Origin of the sequence: Streptomyces sp. NBC_01197 (assembly GCF_036010505.1) — a bacterium.
In the GTDB taxonomy this organism is placed as follows: domain Bacteria; phylum Actinomycetota; class Actinomycetes; order Streptomycetales; family Streptomycetaceae; genus Streptomyces.
In genome coordinates, this window is record NZ_CP108569.1 from 6,588,785 (window position 1) to 6,612,818 (window position 24,034).

Annotated in this window: 22 protein-coding genes and 1 pseudogene; 14 read left to right on the forward strand and 9 right to left on the reverse strand. The window is 71.4% G+C overall.

Features of this window, described 5'->3' with window-relative positions:
* Positions 1–21 precede the first annotated feature (21 nt).
* Entirely contained in the window at positions 22–837 is an 816-nt protein-coding gene (locus tag OG452_RS30315) for a COG4705 family protein (RefSeq protein ID WP_327298734.1), read from the forward strand.
* Here OG452_RS30315 and OG452_RS30320 read toward each other — a convergent pair.
* Together OG452_RS30320 and OG452_RS30325 are read right to left on the reverse strand one after the other, a co-directional pair.
* Positions 818–2,197: a sensor histidine kinase gene (locus OG452_RS30320; protein ID WP_327298735.1), complete on the reverse strand. Its 1,380-nt coding sequence runs from the start codon at positions 2,195–2,197 to the stop codon at positions 818–820. The two genes, OG452_RS30315 and OG452_RS30320, sit on opposite strands and share 20 nt — an antisense overlap.
* Positions 2,194–2,856, reverse strand: coding sequence for a response regulator transcription factor (locus tag OG452_RS30325; RefSeq protein ID WP_327298736.1), 663 nt, complete (start codon positions 2,854–2,856; stop codon positions 2,194–2,196). The genes OG452_RS30320 and OG452_RS30325 overlap by 4 nt, the downstream gene beginning before the upstream one ends.
* A 420-nt stretch (positions 2,857–3,276) precedes the next feature.
* Between OG452_RS30325 and OG452_RS30330 the strand changes: the two genes are divergently transcribed.
* The 4 genes from OG452_RS30330 (at position 3,277) to OG452_RS30345 (ending at position 6,802) form a co-directional block, all read left to right on the forward strand.
* Entirely contained in the window at positions 3,277–4,602 is a 1,326-nt protein-coding gene (locus tag OG452_RS30330) for an MGDG synthase family glycosyltransferase (protein WP_327298737.1), read from the forward strand.
* The gene (locus OG452_RS30335) at positions 4,599–5,372 is read left to right on the forward strand and encodes a polysaccharide deacetylase family protein (RefSeq protein ID WP_327298738.1); all 774 of its coding nucleotides are present in this window, start codon (positions 4,599–4,601) and stop codon (positions 5,370–5,372) included. Before OG452_RS30330 ends, OG452_RS30335 begins: the two co-directional genes overlap by 4 nt.
* A gap of 122 nt (positions 5,373–5,494) precedes the next feature.
* Positions 5,495–5,878: a BlaI/MecI/CopY family transcriptional regulator gene (locus OG452_RS30340; RefSeq protein WP_327298739.1), complete on the forward strand. Its 384-nt coding sequence runs from the start codon at positions 5,495–5,497 to the stop codon at positions 5,876–5,878.
* A 3-nt stretch (positions 5,879–5,881) separates the two neighbouring features.
* The gene (locus OG452_RS30345) at positions 5,882–6,802 is read left to right on the forward strand and encodes a M56 family metallopeptidase (protein ID WP_327298740.1); all 921 of its coding nucleotides are present in this window, start codon (positions 5,882–5,884) and stop codon (positions 6,800–6,802) included.
* A 158-nt stretch (positions 6,803–6,960) separates the two neighbouring features.
* On the opposite strand, the gene OG452_RS30350 is transcribed toward OG452_RS30345, so the two are convergent.
* The gene (locus OG452_RS30350; RefSeq protein WP_327298741.1) at positions 6,961–7,731 is read right to left on the reverse strand and encodes a polysaccharide deacetylase family protein; all 771 of its coding nucleotides are present in this window, start codon (positions 7,729–7,731) and stop codon (positions 6,961–6,963) included.
* A gap of 288 nt (positions 7,732–8,019) precedes the next feature.
* Between OG452_RS30350 and OG452_RS30355 the strand changes: the two genes are divergently transcribed.
* Positions 8,020–8,661 (forward strand): TetR/AcrR family transcriptional regulator, encoded by a 642-nt coding sequence (locus OG452_RS30355; protein ID WP_327298742.1) that lies wholly within the window; start codon positions 8,020–8,022, stop codon positions 8,659–8,661.
* 75 nt (positions 8,662–8,736) lie between these two features.
* Here OG452_RS30355 and OG452_RS30360 read toward each other — a convergent pair whose 3' ends face one another.
* A complete protein-coding gene (locus OG452_RS30360; protein ID WP_327298743.1) occupies positions 8,737–10,014 on the reverse strand; it encodes a glycoside hydrolase family 18 protein in 1,278 nt (425 codons plus the stop codon).
* A 303-nt stretch (positions 10,015–10,317) separates the two neighbouring features.
* Here OG452_RS30360 and OG452_RS30365 point away from each other — a divergent pair, with 303 nt between their 5' ends.
* The 3 genes and pseudogenes from OG452_RS30365 (at position 10,318) to OG452_RS30375 (ending at position 14,177) form a co-directional block, all read left to right on the forward strand.
* Complete coding sequence (locus tag OG452_RS30365) at positions 10,318–11,490, forward strand: acyl-CoA dehydrogenase family protein (protein WP_327298744.1); 1,173 nt, start codon at positions 10,318–10,320, stop codon at positions 11,488–11,490.
* Positions 11,491–11,873: 383 nt separating this feature from the next.
* Complete coding sequence (locus OG452_RS30370) at positions 11,874–12,998, forward strand: hypothetical protein (protein WP_327298745.1); 1,125 nt, start codon at positions 11,874–11,876, stop codon at positions 12,996–12,998.
* Positions 12,999–13,071: 73 nt separating this feature from the next.
* A pseudogene (locus OG452_RS30375) lies at positions 13,072–14,177 on the forward strand (phosphotransferase family protein).
* Here the strand turns inward: OG452_RS30375 and OG452_RS30380 are convergent.
* Complete coding sequence (locus OG452_RS30380) at positions 14,133–14,534, reverse strand: hypothetical protein (protein WP_327298746.1); 402 nt, start codon at positions 14,532–14,534, stop codon at positions 14,133–14,135. The pseudogene OG452_RS30375 and the gene OG452_RS30380 sit on opposite strands and share 45 nt — an antisense overlap.
* 204 nt (positions 14,535–14,738) lie before the next feature.
* Here OG452_RS30380 and OG452_RS30385 point away from each other — a divergent pair, with 204 nt between their 5' ends.
* The 4 genes from OG452_RS30385 to fxsA all read left to right on the forward strand — a co-directional run bounded on the left by OG452_RS30385 (position 14,739) and on the right by fxsA (position 18,836).
* On the forward strand, positions 14,739–15,179 hold the full coding sequence (locus OG452_RS30385; RefSeq protein ID WP_164266613.1) for an Lrp/AsnC family transcriptional regulator: 441 nt from the start codon (positions 14,739–14,741) through the stop codon (positions 15,177–15,179).
* Between the two features lie 66 nt (positions 15,180–15,245).
* On the forward strand, positions 15,246–16,886 hold the full coding sequence (locus OG452_RS30390) for an amidohydrolase (protein ID WP_327298747.1): 1,641 nt from the start codon (positions 15,246–15,248) through the stop codon (positions 16,884–16,886).
* A gap of 535 nt (positions 16,887–17,421) precedes the next feature.
* Entirely contained in the window at positions 17,422–18,189 is a 768-nt protein-coding gene (locus tag OG452_RS30395) for a polyprenol monophosphomannose synthase (RefSeq protein ID WP_327298748.1), read from the forward strand.
* A 71-nt stretch (positions 18,190–18,260) separates the two neighbouring features.
* The gene (gene fxsA, locus OG452_RS30400) at positions 18,261–18,836 is read left to right on the forward strand and encodes an FxsA family membrane protein (protein WP_327298749.1); all 576 of its coding nucleotides are present in this window, start codon (positions 18,261–18,263) and stop codon (positions 18,834–18,836) included.
* 138 nt (positions 18,837–18,974) lie between these two features.
* Here fxsA and OG452_RS30405 read toward each other — a convergent pair whose 3' ends face one another.
* The 4 genes from OG452_RS30405 to yczE form a co-directional block, all read right to left on the reverse strand.
* A complete protein-coding gene (locus OG452_RS30405; RefSeq protein WP_161311542.1) occupies positions 18,975–19,349 on the reverse strand; it encodes an RNA polymerase-binding protein RbpA in 375 nt (124 codons plus the stop codon).
* 255 nt (positions 19,350–19,604) lie between these two features.
* Positions 19,605–20,972, reverse strand: coding sequence for an MFS transporter (locus tag OG452_RS30410; protein WP_327298750.1), 1,368 nt, complete (start codon positions 20,970–20,972; stop codon positions 19,605–19,607).
* 17 nt (positions 20,973–20,989) lie between these two features.
* Complete coding sequence (locus tag OG452_RS30415) at positions 20,990–21,754, reverse strand: glycerophosphodiester phosphodiesterase (protein ID WP_327298751.1); 765 nt, start codon at positions 21,752–21,754, stop codon at positions 20,990–20,992.
* Positions 21,751–22,395 carry a membrane protein YczE gene (gene yczE, locus OG452_RS30420; RefSeq protein WP_442810116.1) on the reverse strand — a complete coding sequence of 215 codons (645 nt, stop codon included), beginning with the start codon at positions 22,393–22,395 and terminating at the stop codon, positions 21,751–21,753. Before yczE ends, OG452_RS30415 begins: the two co-directional genes overlap by 4 nt.
* A 108-nt stretch (positions 22,396–22,503) precedes the next feature.
* Between yczE and OG452_RS30425 the strand changes: the two genes are divergently transcribed.
* The gene (locus tag OG452_RS30425; RefSeq protein WP_327298752.1) at positions 22,504–24,003 is read left to right on the forward strand and encodes an SCO1417 family MocR-like transcription factor; all 1,500 of its coding nucleotides are present in this window, start codon (positions 22,504–22,506) and stop codon (positions 24,001–24,003) included.
* Positions 24,004–24,034: the final 31 nt, after the last annotated feature.

Sequence of the window (24,034 nt, forward strand, 5' to 3'; positions counted from 1 at the left end):
CTGCTGGCACGGTCTGGCGTCATGACATCCGATACGTACAGCAGGCCCGGCGCGGCTCGTGGCCACGGCCTGCGCTTGAACAAGGTTCCCGAGGTCACCGTCTACTTCTGGGCGATCAAAGTGCTCTGCACGACGGTCGGCGAGACCGGGGCCGACTATCTCAATTCCCAGATGGGGCTGGGGCTGACCGGTACCTCGCTCGTCATGAGTGTGCTGCTGGTGGTGGCCCTGATCGTCCAGTTCCGCGCCACCGCCTACCGGCCGGGGATCTACTGGCTGGCCGTGGTGCTGATCAGTGTGGTCGGCACCCTGATCAGCGACAATCTGACCGACAACCTGGGAGTGCCGCTGCAGGACACCACCGCCGCGTTCGCCGCGGTGCTCGCGGTGGTGTTCGTCGCCTGGTACAGGGCCGAGCGGACGCTTTCCATCCACAACATCGACACGGTGAGCCGGGAGGTCTACTACTGGCTCGCCGTGCTCTTCACCTTCGCGCTGGGAACGGCCGCCGGTGACCTCGTCGCCGAGCAGCTGTCCCTGGGCTACTGGGTGTCCGCGGTGCTGTTCGCGCTGGCCATCGCCGCGATCGGGGTGGCGCACTTCGCGATGGGCCTGAACGCCGTCTGGAGCTTCTGGATCGCCTACGTGCTCACGCGCCCGCTGGGAGCGTCCATGGGCGACTACCTCTCGCAGCCGACCGGCGACGGCGGGCTCGGCCTGGGAACCACGGTGACCAGCGTGTTGTTCCTTGCGGTGATTCTGGCACTGGTCGTGTACCTGACCGTGGCGCGGCGGGACTCGACGGAGCGCCGGGAACTCATCCAGCGGGCAGACTGACCACGAACCGGGCACCGGTGGCGTGCAGTTCGTCGTAACGCACATCGCCACCTGCGGAGCGGGCCAGGCGTCGCGCGAGCGACAGCCCCAGGCCCGCTCCGGTGTGCTCGTCGTCGGGGGCCGCGCGCCGGCCGGGGTGGAACAGGTACGGCACGAACGGCCCCGGCACGCCGGGCCCGTCGTCGGTGACATCGATCCGTACGCCACCCGGCAGGGGGGACACGTGCAGGCTGACACCCGAGTCGGCATGGCGCAGACCGTTGTCGAGGAGCGGGCCGACGATGCGTTCGAGCAGCGCGGGGGAGACCCCGGCAGACAGTTCCGGGTCTCCGCCCACGACGGTGAGCCCTGGAGTCCGCGGGCCGCTCGGCCCGCTCGGGCCCTCGGCCAGTCGGTTCAGTACCGCCAGGACGACAGCGGTGCCGGGTTCGCTGCGAGCGCCGGCGCGCGCGTCGTCGAGCAGGGTCTCGCAGATCGCCCGCATGGACTGAGCGGCGTCCGCGACGGCCAGTTGGCCGGCCCGGGTTTCCTGCGCCGTACGGGGACGGGCCTGCAACCAGTCGAGTTCGGCGACGATCCTGGCCAGCGGATTGCGCAGCTCGTGCGACAGTTCCTTGGTCAGCTGCTGTTCGTGCCGCAGTACTGCCCGTATGCGGTCCAGGAGCGCGTCCAACGAGCCGCCCAGCTGGGTGAGTTCGGTCGGTCCCGCCCTGCCGCGGAAGCGTTCGTCGGAGTCGGCGGCGCTCCACCGGGTGGCCTGGTCCGTCATGGTGTGCACCGGGCGCAGGGCCCGCCCCACCGCCAGTCGGGTGAGGGCGTAGGTACAGGCCAGCATGGTGATGTCCAGTGCGATGGACGCGAGGAGCAGGGTGTCGGCGGAGCTGAGGTAGGGCGCGAGGTCCAGTGCGGTGACCACGACCGCGCGAGGCGCGGCGCCGTCGGTCGTCGGGACGGCTACGGCACACAGCCGGACCGCCCTGCCGGCATGCAGGGTCGTGCAGCCCTGCCCGCCGTGGCCGGCGAGGGCGTCGGCGGCGCGGGTGAGGGGGCGTGCGCCGGAGCTGTTCGGCGGATGTTCGAGCAGCAGCCCGCCCGCGTAGATCCACACGTTGTCGTCCAGCAGTGCGTCGTTCGGCGATTCCAGCACCCTTACGGAGCCGCCAACCGTGTCGACCGTCGTGGCGACAGCGGTGGCCCGGGTGCGCAGATGGTCGTCGGCCTGGTGCTGGAGCCGCTGCTGGGCGATCGTATTGAAGACGACAGTGAGAATCGCCATCAGCAACAGGGCGGTGGCCACCGCGACCAGGGAGAGCCGGCCACGCAGGGTGCGCGGCCACAACCAGGCCGGACAGGCCGTCATGAGAGCCGGTGACCGACACCGCGGGCGGTGCTGATCGTCAGCGCGCTGCCCGTGTCGCGGAGCTTCCGGCGGAGCCGGGTGAGGTACTGGTCCAGGCTGTTGTCGCTGACCTGGGAGCCCTCCGGCCAGCCTGCCCTGATCAGCTCGCGCCTGTGGACGATGGCCCCCGCCGATGCCATGAGTGCGGCGAGCAGCCGGAACTCGGTCGGCGTCAGCGCGGCCGAGGTGCCCCGGACCGCCATCGAGTGCCGGACGGCGTCCAGGACCAGGTCGCCCGTACTGGCGGGGGAGGGCGGCCCGGTGCGCTTGAGCGCGGCCCGCAGTCTGGCGGCGAGTTCCGCGAAATGGAACGGCTTGGGCAGATAGTCGTCGCCGCCTGCCGAGAAGCCGGTCAGCCGGTCGGTGAGCCGGTGATGGGCGGTCAGGAAGATGACGGGGGAGAGGAAGCCGTTCGCCCGCAGTGCCTGGCACACATCCCGTCCGTCGGCATCGGGCAGTCCTACGTCCAGCACCACCGCGTCGATGTCGGCTGTCGCCAGCCGCAGGGCGCTCGCGCCGTCGGGCGCGGGGACTGTCCCGAAGCCCTCGTCGCGCAGCCCGCGCCGCAGGACGTCCCGCAAGGCGTGATCGTCCTCGACGACCAGGATCCTCTGCTGCACGGCTCGGTCTCCTTTCTGCGGTTCCCGGTGGGGGCGGGGCCTCCGGGCAGCGGCTGAGGTGTGGGCCGGTGAGGGGGTGAGAGGCGTGTGGGGCGCCGGATTGTGCGGGAGGGGCGCGGGCCCGGACCGGAGTGGCCGCACCCCAGCCCAATGTCTACGTGACTGTAGACGATAGCGGGAGACGGATGCGGCCCACGTTGCGCGTGTATCTCCAGGCGGATGCGGTTCACCATACTTCTACATCATGTAGTAGTTTCGGCGGCGCCCCCGGCTCCGGCCCGAGTAGGCAGGCGGTGCCGGGCGGCGCCGTACTCGCGCGCCTGAAATCGCAGCTCGCCGACCGGCGGAAGCAATTCCCGTTCGCGCCCTGACCAGCATGGAGGCTGATCGGCTGTGCCCCACCGTGGCAATCCTGCGAAGGTGTGCGCCCTCCCGCTCCCGTCCGGCGTCCAGCCGCACAAGCGGTCCGCCCCCCGAATCGTCATCATTTCGGCCAGTGTGGGCGCGGGGCATGACGGCGCGGCCGACGAACTGGCCCGACGCCTCCAGGCCGACGGGTTCCTGGTGGACCGGCACGACTTCCTCGATCTGCTTCCCTTCGGGCTGGGGAGGCTGCTGTCCGGCGGATACCACCGGCTGCTCACCTGGGCCCCCACCGGATATCAGCGGATCTACGTGGCCACCGAACGCACCGGGCGCCCGGGGCTCTTGGTCCGCTCCCTGTTCCGCAGCGCGGAGCGTCGTACCCTGCGGGCCATCACCCCGGATACCTGTGCGGTCGTCTCGACCTACCCGGGGGCCGGCCAGGTGCTCGGCGCGATGCGCTCACGCGGGCGTCTCGGGGTGCCCGCCATCACCTACCTCACCGACTTCTCCGTCCACTCCCTGTGGGTCGCGCCCGGTATGGACGTACATCTCGCCGTGCACGCGATACCGGCCGGCCAGGCGCACGCACAGGGCGCCGCCGGGGTCACGGTGACCGGCCCGGTGGCTGCCGCGCGATTCACTCCCGCCACCGTCGGTGAGCGGCGGGCGGCGCGCGTCCGCTTCGCTCTCCCCGAACGGTCCCCGCTCGCGCTGCTGGTCGCGGGTTCCTGGGGGGTGGGCCCTGTGGAACAGGTGGCCGCCGAGATCCAGGAGAGCGGTGCTGCGGTGCCCGTCGTGGTGTGCGGCAGAAACCAGGCCCTGGCCGAACGCCTCCGCAAGGCCGGTGTCGAGCATGTGTACGGCTGGGTGGACGACATGCCGGCTCTCATGTCCGCCGCTGACGTCCTGGTGCAGAACGCGGGCGGCCTCACCTCGCTGGAGGCGTTCGCCAGCGGCCTGCCGGTCGCCAGCTACCGCTGCATACCGGGTCATGGGCAGACCAACGCCGCCGCACTGCAGGAGGCCGGCCTCGCCACCTGGATCCAGCAGCCGGCCTCCCTCAAGCCGGTACTCGACGAGCTGCTCCACGGCCCCCTCGGCCACCAACAGCGCGCCAGAGGACTGGTGTTGTTCCGCGCCGACCACGGCCCGGCGCAAGCCGTCGCCGCCGTAGCGCGCACGGTCCCCTGCCGGGGCGGGGCCGTCAGCCCCGGGGGCCGGCGCCCGGCCCGGCGCTTCCGCCTCGGCGTCCCGGTCGCGACCGCGGCGGTGGCGGCCACCGTGCTGCTCGGCGTCGGCGCCCCGATAGCCGAGGCATACGGCGACTCCCCGGCGCACCTGGGCGCACTCACCCGGTTCCTGGACGGACACGAACGATGACCACGGCCCGGACCCTCCTGCGCGCTGGAGCCGTGACGCTGCCCGCGCTCGCCGCTTTCCACGCCGCGCCGGTCATCTCCACCTTCGGGCCGCTGCGTAACCGGCTCATGCCCCGCCTGTCCGGCCAGGGCCGCTCCGACCACGTCGCGCTCACCTTCGACGACGGCCCCGACCACCTCTCCACCCCGCATTTCCTGCGCCTGCTGGAAGTCCGGGAGCTCCGTGCGACGTTCTTCCTGCTCGGCTCCATGGCGGTGCGCTCACCCCAGCTGGTGAAAGCCATGTCCGCCGCCGGGCACGAGATCGCGGTGCACGGGTGGGCCCACCGCCCGCTGCTGCTGCGTGGCCCGCGGGCCACGTACGACGACCTGGCCCGTGCCCGCGACACCATAGGCAACCTCACCGGCACCCAGCCCCGCCTGTTCCGGCCCCCGTACGGCGTCATGACCACCGGCACCTACCTGGCCTGCCGCCGTCTCGGCCTGACACCTGTGCTGTGGAGCGCCTGGGGCGAGGACTGGCGTGCCCGGGCGACACCGGATTCTGTCCACGACACCGTCGTACGGGATCTGCGCGGCGGGGCCACCATCCTGCTCCATGACTCCGACTGCACATCCGCCACCGGATCCTGGCGCAACACCCTCGGCGCGCTGCCCCGCATCCTCGACAGCTGCCGGGAAAGCGGCCTGAGGGTCGGACCACTCCGTGACCACACCCGCACGGGACCGGTGGAGCGAGGAGCACCCGCAGGTCCTTTCTACAGGCCGTAGTACCTTGAAGGCTCCGTGCACTCCGTAACGCCGTCGCCGGCCGGGGCCGACGACCAGGTGCGGTGTCGGGTCGCGGAGTGCCGACGACGGACGACAAGCGGTGGTGAACAGCGGTGGGAAGCGTGAGCGAGCAGGGCGGTGCGGCGGCAGGCCGGCGTGCGCCCGGCGAGCTGGAGAGCGAAGTCCTGGCGGCCCTGTGGGCGGCCGGCCGGCCGGTGGGGGCGACCACGGTACGCGAGCAGGTGGCCGGTGACCCCGCTTACACGACCGTCCTGACGATCCTGACCAGGTTGCACGACAAACGCCTGGTGACCCGCGAGCGAGCCGGCCGCAGCTATCTGTACTCACCGGTCCAGGACAAGGCCGGCCACACCGCGGCGGGAATGCGCGATCTGCTGGATCGCGGTGGAGACCGGGCCGCCGTCCTCGCCCGGTTCGTCTCCCAGCTGCCGGCCGAGGACGAGCAACTGCTGGAACAGCTGCTGCACGGACCCGCGGAGGACTAGACGGTGTTGATCAGCCTGTGTACACCGCTGCTGGTCAGCCTGATTTTCACGCTGAGCGCACCGTGGGCAGCCCGGAGACTGCCGCCCCGGACGGCTGCCTGGACGCTCGCGTCGGCCGCCGTGACAGCCGCCGGCGCGTGGCTGACCGTACTGGCGATGGCCGGTTTCACCCTGGTCGGCCAGGACCCGGAGGTGGCCGAGGAAGGTCGCTGGTCTCCTCACCTGCTCGCCATTGACACTCCCATCGACCGGCCGGTCGCCGCCGCTTGCACCCTGGGCGTACTCGTATGTGCGGTCACCGTGACCGTGACCACCTGGCGCCGGGTGCGGGTGCTCGTCGACACTCGGCGCGACTGCCGGGACCTGCCCGCCACCGGGGACCTGGCCGTGCTCGACGACCCCGTTCCCACGGCCTTCGCCCTGCCCGGAGCCCCCGGCCGGGTCGTGGTCTCCTCCGGGATGCTGCGAGCACTCACTCCCGATGAACGGCGCGCGCTGCTGGCCCACGAACGCGCCCATCTCCACCGCCGCCACCACCTGTTCCTGCTCGTCCTCCAACTCGCGGCAGCGGTCAACCCGCTCCTGCGCCCCCTCGCCCGAGCGGGCGCGTTCGCACTGGAACGCTGGGCCGACGAAGAGGCAGGCAGCGTCGTGGCCGACCGCGGACTCGTCGCCCGCGCCGTCGCGCGGGCGGCGCTCGCCACCAAGCGCACCGCGCAACCAGCACTCGCAGCCACCGGCGGACCGGTGCCCCAACGCGTACGCGCCCTGCTCGCCGCGCCTACACCCTTCCGTCGTGGCCTGGCCATGGTGTTCCCGGCCTTGATGGTGTTGTGCTGCGCCAGCCTTGCCCTGGCCGCCCACGACATGGACCAGTTGTTCGACGGCGCTACGACCTCCCACATCACCACGCAGGCCCGCTGACCCGGCAGCGCCATACGTCACCGGTAGCCGGGGGCGTATCGGCTTTCGGACCGTGCCTCCCAGGACCTGCTCGGCTGGTCGCCCACTCACCCCACCCTGCCCGACGACCTGAGGCACGGCGACTGCTTCGCCGTGCCGCCCTCCTGACCGCTGGGGGCTCAGCGCACGGGGAAGCCGTAGGTGCGGCCTTGCTCCTTGAGCCGGGGGAGGAGTTGGCGCAGGGCCTGGATGGTCTGGGCGCGGTCGCCGCCGGCGTCGTGGAAGAGGAGCGTCGGCCCGTTGGGCAGTTCCTTCTCGACGGTGGCGATGATGGTGTCGGCGCCCGGGCGTTCGAAGTCCTTGCTGTCGACGTTCCAGCCGAGAGGGCGCATGCCGTGGGAGGCGGCGAGTCTGCGGCTGTAGGGGGTGAAGGCTCCGCCGGGTGCTCGGTAGTACATGGGCCGTACGCCGCCGGAGGCTTTGGTGATCATGCGTTCGGCGTCGAGGATCTCGTGTGACTGGTAGGTCTGGGAGGCTTTGTCCATGGCGGTGTTGTGCGACACCGTGTGGTCGCACAGCCGGTGTCCGGCTGCGACCACCTTCTTCACGAGGTCCGGGTGGGCCTGGGCCTCCGGCCCGATCATGCAGAAGGTGGCCTTCACCCCGTACTCCTGCAGCAGGTCGAGTACTTGGGGGGTCCAGGTGGGGTCGGGGCCGTCGTCGATGGTGATGTTGACGCCGTGCGTCCCCTTGTCCGAGGCGTGCGCGATGGTCACCGCGACCTGCTTTACGGCGCTCCCCGGCATGGCGGGCGCGGCCGCCTCGGGCGACGAATCGTGCGCGGAGCGGGCCTGTGCGGTCCACGCGGACGCGCCGACGGCGAGCATCGTCACCCCGAGTCCCGCTCCGAGCACCTTGCCGTACCAGCCCCGCCCGCTGTGCCGTGCCATGTCCGCCCCATATCTCGCAGTCCCACGCCGATCCCGGTCACCTCGCGACCACTTGACAGGACGACGAAAGCGGGCCGGCGGATGCCTTTGTTACCGATCACGGACAATTCCGGGGGAGTTCGCGGACAACTCCCGCGAGCGGCGCCCGGAACCGTACCGGCGAGGCCCGCTGAGCCGCCGCAGGTCAACCGTGCTGCGGCCCCGCGTACTTGGTCCGAGAGGTCTGCCATACTTCGGGCTTCCGAGGCAGTGGCAGCTTCCTGAGGCAGTGGCGGAACAGGGCCGGACGTGAACCAGAGCGGACCGTACATACATCAGCGCATCCCGACCGAGCGCTCCCAGCTCCGTCGCACGGACCTCATCGCCACCGGGCGGAGACTGTTCGCCGACACGTCGTACGACGCGCTGTCGATGGACGACATCGCCCGGCACGCGGGGGTCGCGAAAGGGCTCATCTACTACTACTTCAAGAGCAAACGAGGCTACTACCTCGCCGTTGTCGAGGAGTCGGTGGCCGAGCTGGTCGCCCGCGCGGCCAGCGACACCGGGCTGCCCCGGGCCGAGCGCGTGCACCGCACCGTCGAGGGCTATCTGCTCTACGCCCAGCACAACAGGGCGGCCTTCCGGACCATCGTGACCGGTGGCGTCGGCTTCGACACCCAGGTGCAGGCGCTGCGTGGCGCGGTCCGCGAGGAACTCATCGCCACCATCGCTGATGGCGCCTACGGGCGCCGGGAGATCCCGCTCCTGGCCAGGATCGCGCTGCTGGGCTGGCTGAGCGCCGTGGAGGGCATTACGCTCGACTGGCTCGGTCACCAGGAGCTCGACCGCGCGGAGATCCGGGAGCTGCTGGTCCGTATGTTGCGCAACACCCTCGACACCATCGGCGAGTTCGTCGCCGAGTGCCCGTCGCCGCCGCCCCCGGAGTGAGACCGGGGGCGGCTCGGGGGTGGAAGGCCGGCCGGCCTTCCACCCCCCTGAATACGGGATGTGTGGCGACGGCTCCTAGCTGACGGCGTGGATCAGCTCGCCGTTGGAGGTGTCGCCGCTGAGCTCCCAGAGGAAGGTGCCGCCGAGGCCCTGCTGGTTCTTGTAGGCCATCTTCCCCGCGATGGTGGCCGGGGTGTCGTAACTCCACCAGTTCGAGCCGCACTTGGCGTACGCGGTCCCGGCGACGGTCCCGGTGGCCGGGCAGCTGGTCTTGAGGACCTTGTAGTCCTCGATCCCCTGCTCGTACGTGCCGGGGGCCGGGCCGGTCGCGGTGCCGCCCGGGGCGTCCTGGGTCACGCCGGTCCAGCCGCGGCCGTAGAAGCCGATACCCAGCAGCAGCTTGTTCGCGGGCACGCCCAGGCCCTTGAGCTTGGTGATCGTGGCGTCGGTGTTGAAGCCCGCCTTCGGGATGCCGCTGTAGGAGGTGAGCGGCGAGTGCGGGGCGGTCGGCCCCTGTGCGTCCCAGGCGCCGAAGTAGTCGTACGTCATCGGGTTGTACCAGTCCACGTACTGCGCGGCGCCCGCGTAGTCGGCGGAGTCCATCTTGCCGCCGTCCGATGCGTCAGCCGTGATCGCCGCGGTGACCAGCGACGACGAGCCGAACTTGGCGCGCAGCGCGGCCAGTACGTTCTTGAAGGCCTCCGCTCCGCTGGTGTCGCAGGAGAGGCCGCAGTTGTTGGGGTACTCCCAGTCGATGTCGATGCCGTCGAAGACATCCGCCCACCGCGAGTCCTTGACCAGGTCGTAGCAGGACTGGGCGAAGGCGGCCGGGTCCTTCGCGGCCTCGCCGAAGCCACCGGACCAGGTCCAGCCGCCGAAGGACCAGAGGATCTTGAGACCTGGGTGCAGCTTCTTCAGCTCACGCAGCTGGTTGATGTTGCCCGCCACCGGCTGGTCCCAGGTGTCGGCGGTGCCGTCCACGCTGGAGGACGCGTCGTACGTCTTCTGGTAGTCGGCGTAGGCGTCCCCGATGGCGCACTTGCCGCCGGTGACGTTGCCGAACGCGTAGTTGATGTGGGTGAGTCTGTCCGCCGAGCCCGAGGTCTGGATGTTCTTGACCTGGTAGTTGCGCTGGTAGACATCCCAGTCCGCGTAGTACCCGACGACCTTGCTGCCTGCGGCGGTTGTGGTGGCCGCCGCGGTGCCCGCGGCCTTCCCGGTGGCCGCCGCGGCGTGGTGCTCGCCGGCGGACGCCGTGCCGGCGCCGGCGAGCAGGGTGACGCCGAGGGCTGCCGTACAGGCGGCGGCGAGCAAGGCCCGGAACCGGGCCCGTGGGTGGAATCGTCCGAACATGCTGTCTCCTTGTGGGGGAGGGGACGGGAGGTGGGGGGAGCTGCCCGGCACATGCGTTTTGGCATGAACGCGGAAAGCCAATAGCGGGAAGATAGAAGGACTAGACCAGTGCGGTCAATGGTTCGGACCAACCTCGCCCCGTGACGGAAGTCCGCCGATCGGGCATACTCAAGCCGCCACAGCCTCTGGTCAGCCTCTTCCGCGATCCGGGAGGGCAGCATCGGCTGAAGGCGAGACCCGGCGGCGTTGCCTCACCCTGGCCACGCGTACGCCGCAGCGCCCGACAGGGAGGAGAGTGTCGCCATGACCGACCGCGCCCCGCAGTTGGTGGACCGCCAGTTGCCCACCGAGGAGTCCCGGGACCTGCTCGCGCTGGTGCGCGACATCGTCCAGCGGGAGATCGTGCCCGGTGCGGCCGCCGAGGAGGAAGCCGGCCGGTTCCCCCGCGAGGTATTCACCCTGCTCTCCGGTGCCGGACTGCTCGGCCTCCCCTACGACTCCGCGTACGGCGGCGGCGACCAGCCGTACGAGGTCTACCTCCAGATCCTCGAAGAGCTGGCGGCGGCGCGGCTCACCGTCGGCCTCGGCGTCAGCGTCCACTCGCTCGCCTGCCACGCCCTCGCCGGGTACGGCAGCAAGGAGCAACGGGCCGCGCAGTTGCCCGAGATGCTCGGAGGCGGACTGCTCGGGGCGTACTGCCTCTCCGAACCCGCGTCGGGCTCCGACGCCGCTTCGCTGCGCACGAAGGCCGTGCGGGACGGCGACGACTGGGTCATCACCGGGACCAAGGCGTGGATCACGCACGGCGGCCTCGCCGATTTCTATACGGTGCTCGCGCGCACCGGCGGCGAAGGGGCGCGCGGGATCTCGGCGTTCCTGGTGCCGGGCGACGCCGCGGGGCTGACCGCCGCCGCCCCCGAGAAGAAGATGGGGATGAAGGGCTCGCCCACCGCCCAGCTGCACTTCGACGGCGTACGGGTGCCCGGCGAGCGGCTGATCGGGGACGAGGGCCAGGGCTTCGCCATCGCGCTCTCCGCGCTCGACTCCGGGCGGCTGGGGATCGCCGCCTGCGCCATCGGCGTCGCCCAGGCAGCGCTGGACGAGGCGGTGCGGTACGCCACGGAGCGGCAGCAGTTCGGCCACCCCATCGCGGACTTCCAGGGGCTGCGCTTCATGCTCGCAGACATGGCCACCCAGATCGAGGCGGGCCGGTCCCTCTATCTCACCGCCGCCCGGCTGCGGGACGCCGGGCGGCCCTTCTCGCGGCAGGCCGCCATGGCCAAACTCTTCTGCACGGACGCGGCGATGCGGGCCACCACCGACGCGGTCCAGGTGCTCGGCGGCTACGGCTACACCGCGGACTTCCCGGTCGAGCGGTTCATGCGGGAGGCCAAGGTGCTGCAGATCGTCGAGGGCACCAATCAGATCCAGCGGATGGTCATCGCCCGCCACCTCGCGGGTCCGGAGTCGCGCTGAACCGACCCGGCCGGCCTGTCGTCGCGGTCAGGAGTGCCCACTCCTGGTCGCGCCGGCCCGGCAGAGTCCGGCCCGCCCTCCCCCACTGGCGGACCAGGGCCTGGTAGATCGGCGCCTCCGTGCTCTGCGGAAGCGATTCCTCAGGGGCGGGCGGGGGGAGCCGGTGCAGTCCGGTCCCGGTCCCGTAATGCAGAACGGTCATGCCCGGTCAACGCGGGGCGGCGGCGCACGGTCACCGCAGCGCGCCGTCGGGCGTCTGTTCGCGCGGTCAAGGCCGGTTCGCGCCACCGCCCGTCCGGGGTGCGGTCTGATCCCGCGCCCGGGTCTGGCCGTCCGTGCCGTTTCTGACGTACCGTCATCTTCTCTGTCAGCAGGAGGATGCCGTGGCCGACGACCGTCCCATCGCGCTCGACGAATACCCCGTCCATCAGGTGCCGCTGTCGATGAAGCACGTCGCGACGGGCGACCGAAATGCCTATGACCGCTGCATCTTCCATGTCTTCGACCACCGGGGCAGAGCACTGCTCGTGGTGGGACTCGGCGTCTACCCCAACGCGGGTGTGATCGACGCGTACGCGACCCTGCGCACCGGCGACCGGCTGCACGCCGTACGCGCGTCCGACGCCCTCACGGACGACCGGATGAACCTCTCCGTCGGCCCGCTGCGCATCACCGTCGACGTCCCGCTCCAGCGGCTGACGCTGCACTGCGCGGCCGACCACGCCGACCCGGACTCGCTCTCGTACGACATCGAGTGGACCGCGGACTTCCCGGCCGTCTGGGAACCGCACCATGTGCAGCGGCGTGGCGAGCGGCTGATGCTCGAAGGCCGCCGCTTCGTGCAGGCGGGCAGCTGCTCCGGGATCATCCGCGCGGGCGGCGCCGAGATACGGGTCGGAGCGGGGGAGTGGACCGGCACCCGCGACCGGAGCTGGGGGGTGCGGCCCATCCCCGGCGAGGAGGGCGGGCGCGCCGAGGCCGAGTACCGGCCCGAAGGGTTCCACTGGCTCTGGATCCCGGTCCGCTTCGACGACCGTTTCGTCCTGGTCATCGCCCAGGAGGACGCCGACGGCTACCGGACGCTGAACGAGGCGCTGCTGGTGGGCGAAGAGGGTCACGACGTCCAGCTCGGCTGGCCGCGTACGGAGATCGGCTACCGGCCCGGCACCCGCCATCCCGAACGGGCCGTGATCCACCTCACCGGCCCGGACGGGCGGCCGATGGAGCTGACCGCCGAAACGCTCTGCTCGTCGCCACTGGCGCTCGGCGCGGGCTACCCGCCGGCCACCGACTGGCAGCACGGCACCTGGCAGGGGCGTGGCTGGACCGACCGGCGCAGCTACGACATGAGCGACCCGGCGGCCCACCCGGCCGCCGCCTACGGCGTCACCGACCACGCCGCCCGCTTCACCCTCGACGGCCGGGTCGGGCACGGCATCTTCGAGCACGGCAGCTTCGGCCGCCACGACCCCAGCGGATTCACCGGATACGCATCGGTCGCGCCCTGAACGGACGGCCAACGGCCCTGCGGCCCAGGGCAGTACGCCGTCCGCACCCCCTTCCCGAGCGAGGAGCACCGCCATGACCACGGCACCACGCCCCCGCACCACCACCCGAGACCCACAGGAACTGGGCCGCAGAATCGCCGCCTGGCTCGGCACCCGGCTGCCGGGCGCCCGTGTCGGCGACCTCACGACCCCCGCGTCGAACGGCATGTCCAGCGAGACCCTGCTCTTCGGCATCGACGGCCCCGCCGTCCCAGTGGCCTCCTGCGCCCTGCGGCTGGCCGCCGACCCCGCCGCGTACACCGTCTTCCCCGCATATGACATGGAGCGTCAGTACCGGGTGATGGGCCTGGTCGCCGCGCACACCGACATCCCGGTACCGCGCGTCCTGTGGCTCGAAACGGATCCGGGGCCGCTGGGCGCGCCGTTCTTCGTGATGGAACAGGCCCACGGCAGGGTCCCGCCCGACGTCATGCCCTATACGTACGAGGGGAATTGGCTGTACTCGGCGACCGACGCCGAACGCGCCGTGCTGGAGGAGGCGACCCTGCGGGTCCTGGCAGGGCTGCACCGGCAGTTCCCCGCCGCCGAGGCGGACTTCCTGCTGCCCGCGGGAGAGGGCGGGCCTACTACGCCTGGGTGGTGGACGGGCTCCCGCCCTCACCGCTGATCGAGAGGGCTTTCGAGCGGCTGGAGGAGCTGTGGCCCGGGGACGAGGGGCCTGCCGTGCTGTGCTGGGGAGACGCCCGGATCGGCAACATCGTGTACGACGGCTTCGAGCCCGCAGCCGTGCTCGACTGGGAGATGGCCGCCTTCGGCCCGTGCGAACTGGACCTCGGCTGGACCCTCTATCTGCACCGCTTCTTCCAGGACCTCACCGAGGGCTCCGGACTGCCGGGCCTGCCCGGCCTGCTGCGCCGGGAGAACGCCGAGCGGCGGTACGCCGAACTCACCGGCCACACACCGCGCGACATGGACTTCCATCTGCTCTACGCGGCTCTGCGGCACGCGATCGTCATGCTGCGCATCGCCTACCGGCAGGTGCACTTCGGCGAGGTCCGGGTCCCCGCGGACCCGGATGCCATGATCCTTCACCGGGCCTCCCTTGAGGCCCTGGTGGGGGGAGCGTACGACTGGTCAGGCGGCTTCGCGCGCCGGCCGGGCGGCCTTGACGGGGCGTGAGCCCGGCCCGCCGACGTGCGAGAACGGCTGCTTGCGCCAGTCGAGTCCCTGAGGGAGCGTCAGCAGCAGTGCGGCGTCCTGCTCCTGGGCCTCCAGGGACTCGTCGGCGGGCTTCGCGTCCGCCGCCGCGCGGCCGGTGCCCGCGCACGCGGTCAGCCCGAACGGATTCCAGGGGCTGGCGCAGAGCGCGTGCTCGGGCAGTACGGTCTCGCCCGCGAGGAGGGCGATCGGCTGTGCGCAGTCCGGGCAGATCACCCGGTACATCTCAAAGGTGTCGTAGGCCGCGAGGCCTGGATCGTTCTCGATGGCCGCGAGCTCCGCGGGCTCGATGGAATCGACGCTCTTCAGCTTGTGCATGGAGATTCTCCCCCTCGGGTGGGCCGACCAGAGAACTGTGGTCTCGACCACAGCAAGCACTTCCCGCCCGGTGTCCGCGGTAATCGCGCGGTCCCCGCGGACACGGCTCCAGGCCTGTGGCCTTCGTCACATGAACGCGTCAGGGGGCCCTTACCGGCCCTCTCCAGCTGTGCCGGAGAGGGCCGGGGCCATAGGTTGATCCGTATGGAGGAGCTGGATCGCCGCATCGTGGAATTGCTCGTCAAGGACGGGCGGATGAGCTACACCGACCTGGGCAAGGCCACCGGCCTGTCCACATCGGCGGTGCATCAGCGCGTACGCCGTCTCGAACAGCGCGGAGTCATCCGCGGTTACGCCGCGGTGGTCGACCCGGAGGCCGTCGGGCTCCCGCTCACCGCGTTCATCTCGGTGAAGCCCTTCGACCCGAGCGCCCCGGACGACATCGCCGAGCGGCTCGCCGGGGTCCCCGAGATCGAGGCCTGCCACAGCGTGGCGGGCGACGAGAACTACATCCTCAAGGTGCGCGTCCCGACACCGCTCGCCCTGGAGAACCTGCTGACCAGGATCCGCTCACTGGCCGGCGTCTCCACCCGTACCACCGTCGTGCTCTCCACCCCGTACGAGGCGCGGCCCCCGGAGATCTGAGCGGCCCTCGCCCGCGCAGGGGCCCCCTGCGCTGACCGGCGCTCCGCAGGCGGGAGACTGTTCTCCATGACCGAGAGCACCGCCACCCAGGCCGACCACCGCACCGTACTGCTGCGCGGTGGGGACATCCACAGCCCCGCCGATCCCTTCGCCACCGCGATGGTCGTGGAACGCGGGCACGTCGCCTGGGTGGGCTCCGAAGGGGCGGCCGACGCCTTCGCCAAGGGCGTCGACGAGACCGTCGACCTCGAAGGGGCCCTGGTGACCCCGGCGTTCACCGACGCACACGTCCACACGACCTCGACGGGGCTGGCCCTCACCGGCCTCGACCTGTCGGCCGCGCGGACCGCGCAGGAGGCCCTCCGCCTCGTCCGGGAGCACGCGGCTGACCGCCCCGGCGACCGGGTGCTGCTCGGCCACGGCTGGGACGCGTCCGGCTGGCCGGACGGGCAGCCGCTGTCCCGCACCGCGCTCGACGAGGCGGCCGGCGGCCGGCCGGTCTATCTGCCGCGGGTCGACGTCCACTCGGCCGTGGTCTCCACCGCCCTGCTCGATCTGGTCCCGCGGGTCACCTCGCTGCCCGGCTACCGGGCGGACGCCCCGCTCACCGGCGCGGCGCACCACGCCGTGCGTGCGGCGGCCCACGCGCAGATCACCCCGGAGCAGCGCACCGAGGCGCAGCGCGCCGCCCGCGAGCGGGCGGCCTCGCTCGGTATCGGCTCGCTCCACGAGTGCGGCGGGCCCGACATCTCCGACGAGGACGACTTCACCGGCCTGCTCAGCCTCGCCGGGCAGGAGAAGGGGCCGCGCGTCTTCGGCTACTGGGCCGAGCGCGTCGCCGACGGCAAGGACGCCGCGCGCATCAGGGAGCTGGGCGCGATCGGCGCGGCCGGTGACCTCTTCGTCGACGGTTCGCTCGGGTCGCACACCGCATGTCTGCACAAGCCGTACGCCGACGCGGCGCACACCGGCACCGCGCACCTGGACGCCGCCGACATCGCCGCCCATGTCACCGCGTGCACCGAGGCCGGGCTCCAGGCGGGCTTCCACGCCATCGGGGACGCCGCGCTCAGCGCGGTCGTCGACGGGGTGCGGGCCGCCGCGGAGAAGCTCGGCCTGGCCCGGATCCGCGCCGCCCGGCACCGCGTCGAGCACGCCGAGATGCTCACCCCCGAAACCGTCGCCGCCTTCGCCGAGCTGGGCCTCACCGCCTCCGTACAGCCCGCCTTCGACGCGGCGTGGGGCGGCGCCGACGGGATGTACGCCCAGCGGCTCGGCACCGAGCGGGCCGGCACCCTCAACCCGTACGCGTCCCTGCTGCGGGCCGGGGTGCCGCTCGCCTTCGGCTCCGACAGCCCGGTCACGCCGCTCGACCCCTGGGGGAACGTGCGGGCCGCGGCCTTCCACCGGACCGACGGACACCGGATCTCCGTACGCGCCGCGTTCGCCGCCCACACCCGCGGCGGCTGGCGCTCCATCGGCCGGGACGACACCGGAGTCCTCGTGCCCGGCGCCCCGGCCGACTACGCGGTCTGGCGCACCGCCGACCTGGTGGTACAGGCCCCCGACGACCGGGTCGCGCGCTGGTCGACCGACCCGCGCTCCGGCACCCCGGGACTGCCGGACCTCACCCCGGGCGCCGAACTCCCGGTCTGCCTGCGGACGGTGGTCTTCGGACAAACTGTCTTCGTGCGGCCGAACGAGTGACTTCACGGGATTCCGTGCGGCCGATCGATGCCGGAAAGTCTTCCCCACCACCTGCGGCTCTCCCGTACTGACCTGGTCATTCATCAGAACACCGCAGGTCGGGCGAGTATTGACAGGAAGCGGCCACCGGCGGGTAGGTTCGGCCGAGTCCACCACAGGACGTCCGACCGGCAAACCTCCACGCAGTCGTCGAACGCCGCTGGGTCATGGGGCGGCACACCGGAAGGCGTGCCACCACTGGGAGCCAGGTTCAGCGCCCGCGCCTCGGGGGCGAGGGAGGTTTCAGCCGGAAGGGGGTCCGCCCTGCTCCTCAGGAGTTCGTGGGCAGGTGCGACCCGGGTGGGGCCCGGACGTTCAGTAGACAACGGCTCTCGGTCGACCCGCAGCCAGCGGGCCCCAGGTCGGCCCGAAGGACGCCGGGCCCCGATCCGAAGTTCCCCTCTTCGGGAGTCGGGCCCACCGACGCGGCTGCGTTCCGCCGCCCCCGCGCTGGATAAGGTGATGGTTCGGCGTAGGGACACAGTGAGGGGCAGTAGTGAACGACGGCGGTGAGCGGCGATTCGGTCCGCTCGGCAAGGCCTTGGTCATCATTCCGACCTACAACGAGGCCGAGAACATCAAGCCGATCGTTGCCCGGGTTCGCGCCGCGGTGCCGGAGGCGGACATTCTGGTCGCCGACGACAACAGCCCGGACGGCACCGGGAAGATCGTCGATGAGCTGGCGGAGGACGACCCGCAGGTCCAGGTGCTGCACCGGAAGGGCAAGGAAGGCCTCGGCGCCGCGTACCTCGCGGGCTTCCGCTGGGGCATCGAGCACGGGTACGGCGTCCTGGTGGAGATGGACGCCGACGGCTCGCACCAGCCCGAGGAACTCCCTCGCCTGCTCACCGCGTTGAAGGGCGCGGACCTGGTGCTTGGCTCCCGGTGGATGCCGGGCGGACGGGTCGTCAACTGGCCCAAGTCCCGGGAACTGCTCTCGCGGGGCGGCAGCACGTACTCGCGGATGCTCCTCGGTGTACCGATCCGCGACGTCACCGGTGGATTCCGGGCGTTCCGCAAGGAGACCCTGGAGGGAATCGGCCTCGACGAGGTGTCGTCCCAGGGGTACTGCTTCCAGGTGGACCTCGCCCGGCGGGCCATTGAGGCGGGCTGCCACGTCGTGGAGGTTCCGATCACCTTCGTGGAGCGCGAGATCGGCGACTCCAAGATGAGCAAGGACATCGTCGTGGAGGCGCTGTGGAGGGTGACGGCCTGGGGGGTCGGCTCGCGGGCCTCACGCCTGCTGGGGCGGGAGCCTTCCTAGGGCCCGATCAAAACGGAAGGCCCTGGCTCCCCAGCACGTCATCCGTGCGCGCCTGCGGGCACACTGGGAGTATGACGACCGGCATACAGCCCCCGACCGCTCCCAAGCGCTCCCGGGCGCGCACCTTCGTACCGCTGGGCATCGCCGTCTGGGTGGTCCTGGAGATCTGGCTGCTGCTCCTGGTGGCCGACGCGGTGGGCGGGCTGACCGTGCTCTTCCTGCTCGTCGGCGCTCTGGTGTTCGGCGCCGCGGTCGTCAAGCGGGCCGGGCGGCGGGCCTTCCGCAATCTGACGGAGACCGTCCAGCGGCAGCAGTCGGGAGAGCTGCCGGCTCAGGAGCGCGAGAGCGGCGGGAACGGCTTCCTGATGCTCTCGGGGCTGCTGATCATGCTGCCCGGGCTGATCACCGACGTGATCGGGCTCCTGCTGCTGGTGCCGCCCCTGCGGTCGGCCCTGAGCCGGTACACCGAGCGGACCGTGGAGCGCCGGATGGGCAGGGCCGCGCCGGGGACCGTCGGCGACGCCTTCCAGCAAGCGCGGATGCACCGCCCGGACGGCAAGGTCGTCCAGGGCGAGGTCATCAAGAACGACGACCGGCCCGGCCCCGGAGGGGACGACGAGGGCCCGCGCCCGCCGCTGACGCCCTGACGCCGGGCCGGGGGCCCCGTGGGACGTACCAGGAACACAGGGGGCCGCATACAGAGAGCTGAGGGCTCCGGCACACCCTGAAGTGTGCCGGAGCCCTCAGCTCCTGATGTGGTCGTGCTGTACGCGAACGCCTGGGCGTTACGCAGACTTGCGGCTGTCCCGCGGATGCACGGCAATGTTCATGGCGCCGGAACGAAGGACGGCCAGCCTCTCGGCCAGCACCTCCTCCAGCTCCTCGCGGGTGCGCCGCTCCATGAGCATGTCCCAGTGCGTGCGCGCGGGCTTGCCCTTCTTCTCCTCAGGGCCGTCCCCGTCTACCAGGAGTGCTTGGGCGCCGCACGCCTTGCACTCCCACTCCGGCGGAATGTCCGCCTCTACAGAGAACGGCATCTCGAAGCGATGTCCGTTCTCGCATGCGTACTCCACCGCCTGGCGCGGAGCCAGGTCGATGCCGCGGTCGGTCTCGTAGCTGGTCACCACGAGGCGCGTGCCGCGAAGAGCTCGCTCACTCATGAATCGTGCCTCCCGGGCTTGTCGCCCACAGGACAGGTGTCGCTGTCGTCGTCATCCGGTCAACGTCCGGTCGGCGGTAAAGATTCCCGTTGCGGGTCATACGTCGCCCGTCGTGCCGCCCCTTGTTGTACCCACCAGTGCCCTCTTTGTCACATCTGTTCAGAGATGTCACCCTGCGATTTCGGCTGATGATCTCGCAGTAACGGTCCGTCCGGTGAGCCAAAGGCGTACACTACCGGCCTTTCACTTCAATGCCTAAACCCGCTGCGGTGCCGCGTTTCCGGCCGCTGCCACGGCCTCCCCCACAGGTACCCGCGCCAGCAGGAAGAAACCCAGTACGAAGAAGATCACCAGCGAGATGATCGCCGCACGGTAACTGCCGGTCAGCTGGTACGCGAGCCCGAACACCAGAGGGCCTAGCCAGCTCAGTCCGCGGTCGCTCATCTCGTACGCCGAGAAGTACTCGGCCTCCTTGCCCGCCGGCACCAGATGGGAGAAGAGCGAGCGCGAGAGCGCCTGGCTGCCGCCGAGTACCGCGCCGATCGCCGCCGCCAGAGCGAAGAACCAGACCGGCGCCCGCGCGGGCAGGAAGTACCCGGCGCCAAGGATCAGTGTCCACACGGCGAGGGAGCCGAGCACGGTGCGCTTCGCGCCGTACGTCCGCGCCAGCCGGCCCATGCCCAGCGCGCCCGCCACCGCCAGTACCTGCACCAGCAGAATCGCGGTGATCAGGGTGGTCTGGCCGAGGCCCAGCTCTTCGGATCCGTACACGGACGCCTGCGAGATCACCGTCTGGATGCCGTCGTTGTAGACGAGGTACGCGAGCAGGAACGCGAGCGTCAGCGGATAGCGGCGCATGTCCCGCAGTGTCCGCAGGAGCTGCCGCCACCCGGCGCCGACCGCCCCACGGCCCGTGGCCGCGCCCACCCGGCGGTCGCGCAGCCCGCGCAGCGGAATCAGCGTGAACGCGCCCCACCACACCCCGGCCGTCGCCAGGCAGATCCGTACAGCGGTGGACTCCGAGACCCCGAAACTGGCGTGGCCCGAGTAGAGCACCAGGTCCAGCACCAGGACGAAGGCGCCCGATGTGTACCCGAAGGCCCAGCCGCGTGATGAGACGGTGTCACGCTCCTCCGGCTCCGCGATCTGCGGGAGGTAGGCGTTGTAGAGGACCATCGAGACGGCCAGCGAGGAGTTGGCCACGATCAGCAGCAGCGAGCCCAGCAGATAGCGGTCGCCGTCCAGGAAGAACATCCCGGCGGTCGCCCCGGCGCCGAGGTACGCCGCCCCCGCGAGCAGCGGCTTCTTCCGCCCTGTCCGGTCGGCGACGGCCCCCGCCAGCGGCATGACGAGCACCGCTACGACCACGGACACCGAGACCGTGTACGCGAAGACGGACCCGGCACGCAGCGGGATGCCGAGGGGGTGGACGTAGCCCCCGGAGTCCGCCGCGGCCCTGGCGACCGAGGTCAGATACGGGCCGAGGAACACCGTGAGCACGCTGGTCGAGTAGACGGAGGACGCGAAGTCGTAGAAGTACCAGCCGTGCTGCTCGCGCTTCCGGTCGGCCGCGGTGTTCGCTTCGGCCGTGACGGCCGTGCCGTTCGCGGTACCAGCGCTCAAACCGCGCCCCCTGCTCGTCAGTTCCACGCCCCCCGCGCGGTGAGAACCGTGCGCAGTGACTCCAGATGATCGGTCATGATGCCATCCACTCCCAGGTCGAGGAGGGCGGCCATCCGCCGGGGGTCGTTGACCGTCCAGACGTGCACCTGGAGTCCGCGGGCGTGTGCGCTGCGTACGAAGCGCCGGTCGACCACCCGGATCCGGCCGTGGAATTCCGGAACCTGGGCGCAGACAGCGCCGGTGCGCAGGGCGGCCGGGGCCCCGTAGGAGCGCAGCCGCAGCGCCGCGATGCCGCTCATGCCGTACGAGGTGGCGAGCCGCGGACCCGCGAGCCGGGCCGCAGCCGCCACGCGCCTCTCCGAGAACGAGCCGACGCACACCCGGTCCCAGGCGTCGGTGCCGCGGATCAGCCGGATCAGCGGGGCCAGAGCGGGACCGGCCTTGATGTCGACGTTCCAGCGGGCTTCGGGGAACTCCTCCAGGAGGTCCGCGAAGAGCGGCAGCGGTTCGGTGCCGGCCACCCGCGCCTGCCTGACCTCGCTCCACGGCAGGGCGGCGATGGGGCCCTGCGCGTCCGTCATCCGGTCAAGTGTCGCGTCGTGGAAGGCGACGAGCCGTCCGTCGGCCGTGGCATGCACATCGGTCTCGAAGTGGCGGTAACCGGCGCGGTCCGCCCGCCGGAAGGCGGCCGCGGTGTTCTCCAGGCCGTCCGCCGAGCCGCCCCGGTGGGCGAACGGGATCGGGCCCGGGTGGTCCAGATAGGGGTGGTGGGTGCTCGTCACTCGGGAAGTATCGCCTGCGCGGTGGCGCCGGTCAGCGGCGCCCGGTCGGCGGCCGGAGTGGGCAGCGCGAACACCCGCAGGAAGATCTGGGCGAGCGGCCCGATGGAGAGGGCGTAGGCCACCGTGCCCACCCCGAGGGTCCCGCCCAGGACGAAACCGGTGGCCACGACGGCGATCTCGATGGCGGTGCGCGAGAGCCGGATCGAAAGACCGGTCAGGCGGTGCAGCCCGGTCATCAGGCCGTCCCGGGGGCCGGGGCCGAAGCGGGCGGAGATGTAGAGGCCCGTGGCCGCGCCGTTGAGCAGGATGCCCGCGGCCATCAGCGGGATCCGGCCGGGCAGGCCGTGCACGGCCGGGACCAGGTCGAGGGTCGAGTCCATGGCGATGCCGATGACGAAGACGTTGGAGACGGTGCCGAGCCCCGGGCGCTGCCTGAGCGGGATCCACAGCAGCAGTACGGCGGCACCGACGATGATCGAGACGGTGCCGATCGTCAGGCCGGTGAGCCGGGCCAGCCCCTGGTGCAGAACGCCCCACGGCTCAAGGCCGAGGCCCGCTTCGACGAGAAGGGCGGAGCTGACTCCGTACAGCGCCAGACCGACGTAGAGCTGTACCAGCCTGCGTATGACATTCCTGGACAATATGGTCCTCCGTGCTGGTGGGTAGGCGTAGTGGACTGGTACGTGACACTCTGTGGCTTGGAATCCGAGGCCAACCATGGCCAATTCCGGGAAGGTGGACTGAATTCCATGACGCAGTGGACTTCGGCGGTCGGCGCGGCGCAGCTGGCCCGGCAGCTCAGCACCCAGCAGCCACGGCCGGCCGGCCCCGGTACGCGCAGGCCGCCCGCCTACCGCGCGCTCGCCGACGGCATCAGGGTGCTCGTACTCGAAGGCCGCGTCCCGGTGGCCGCACGACTGCCCGCCGAGCGGGAACTGGCGGTGGCGCTGGCGGTGAGCCGCACCACGGTGGCCGCCGCCTACGAGGCGCTGCGCGCCGAGGGCTTCCTGGAGTCCCGCCGGGGCGCGGGCAGCTGGACCGCCGTCCCGGCCGGCAACCCGTTGCCCGCCCGTGGTCTGGAACCGCTGCCGCCCGAGACGCTCGGCTCGATGATCGACCTCGGCACCGCCGCGCTTCCCGCCCCGGAGCCCTGGCTCACCCGCTCGGTCCAGGGCGCGCTCGAAGAGCTGGCGCCGTACGCGCACACCCACGGCGACTACCCGGCGGGGCTGCCGGCGCTGCGCCAGATGCTCGCCGACCGCTATACGGAGCAGGGCATCCCGACCATGCCCGAGCAGATCATGGTGACCACGGGGGCGATGGGCGCCATGGACGCCATCTGCCACCTGTTCGCCGGGCGCGGCGAGCGCATCGCCGTCGAGTCGCCCTCGTACGCCAACATCCTCCAGCTGATGCGGGAGGCCGGGGCCCGGCTGGTGCCTGTCGCGATGGCCGAGGGGCTCAGCGGCTGGGATCTGCCCAGGTGGCGGCAGGTGCTGCGCGACGCGGCACCCCGTCTCGCCTATGTGGTGGCCGACTTCCACAACCCGACCGGCGCACTCGCCGACGAGGACCAGCGGCGCGGTCTTGTGGACGCGGCCCGCTCCGCCGGCACGGTCCTGGTCGTCGACGAGACCATGACCGAGCTGCTCCTCGACGAGGGGATCGAAATGCCGCGCCCGGTCTGCGCCTTCGACCCGGCCGGCAGCACGGTGCTGACGGTGGGCTCGGCGAGCAAGGCGTTCTGGGCCGGTATGCGGATCGGCTGGGTGCGCGCCGCGCCCGACGTGATCCGCAGCCTGGTGTCCGCCCGGGCCTACGCCGACCTGGGCACCCCCGTGCTCGAGCAGCTGGCCGTCAACTGGCTGATGAGTACGGGAGGCTGGGAGGAGGCCGTCTCCATCCGCCGCGCGCAGGCCAGGGAGAACCGCGACGCGCTGGTCGGTGCCGTCCGCAGGGAGCTGCCCGACTGGGAGTTCGACGTGCCGCACGGCGGGCTGACGCTCTGGGTGCGGACGGGCGGGCTCTCCGGTTCCCGGCTCGCCGAGGTCGGTGAGCGGGTCGGGGTCCGGGTGCCGTCCGGGCCCCGGTTCGGGGTCGACGGGGCCTTCGAGGGGTATGTGCGGCTGCCGTTCACCGTGGGGGGCCGGGTGGCCGACGAGGCCGCGCAGCGGCTGGCGGCCGCCGCGCGGCTGGTCGGGACCGGCGTGAGCACCGGGACCGATGCCCCACGGACGTTCGTGGCCTGACCTGGCGGCCCTCCGGCAATCCCTGACAAAA

Bases quoted from the DNA above. Each gene is read 5' to 3' on its own strand.
- OG452_RS30315 (WP_327298734.1), top strand. From the start codon at position 22: ATGACATCCGATACGTACAGCAGGCCCGGCGCGGCTCGTGGCCACGGC.
- OG452_RS30320 (WP_327298735.1), bottom strand. From the start codon at position 2,197: ATGACGGCCTGTCCGGCCTGGTTGTGGCCGCGCACCCTGCGTGGCCGG.
- OG452_RS30335 (WP_327298738.1), top strand. From the start codon at position 4,599: ATGACCACGGCCCGGACCCTCCTGCGCGCTGGAGCCGTGACGCTGCCC.
- OG452_RS30350 (WP_327298741.1), bottom strand. From the start codon at position 7,731: ATGGCACGGCACAGCGGGCGGGGCTGGTACGGCAAGGTGCTCGGAGCG.
- OG452_RS30360 (WP_327298743.1), bottom strand. From the start codon at position 10,014: ATGTTCGGACGATTCCACCCACGGGCCCGGTTCCGGGCCTTGCTCGCC.
- OG452_RS30365 (WP_327298744.1), top strand. From the start codon at position 10,318: ATGACCGACCGCGCCCCGCAGTTGGTGGACCGCCAGTTGCCCACCGAG.
- OG452_RS30380 (WP_327298746.1), bottom strand. From the start codon at position 14,534: ATGCACAAGCTGAAGAGCGTCGATTCCATCGAGCCCGCGGAGCTCGCG.
- OG452_RS30385 (WP_164266613.1), top strand. From the start codon at position 14,739: ATGGAGGAGCTGGATCGCCGCATCGTGGAATTGCTCGTCAAGGACGGG.
- OG452_RS30390 (WP_327298747.1), top strand. From the start codon at position 15,246: ATGACCGAGAGCACCGCCACCCAGGCCGACCACCGCACCGTACTGCTG.
- fxsA (WP_327298749.1), top strand. From the start codon at position 18,261: ATGACGACCGGCATACAGCCCCCGACCGCTCCCAAGCGCTCCCGGGCG.
- OG452_RS30405 (WP_161311542.1), bottom strand. From the start codon at position 19,349: ATGAGTGAGCGAGCTCTTCGCGGCACGCGCCTCGTGGTGACCAGCTAC.
- OG452_RS30425 (WP_327298752.1), top strand. From the start codon at position 22,504: ATGACGCAGTGGACTTCGGCGGTCGGCGCGGCGCAGCTGGCCCGGCAG.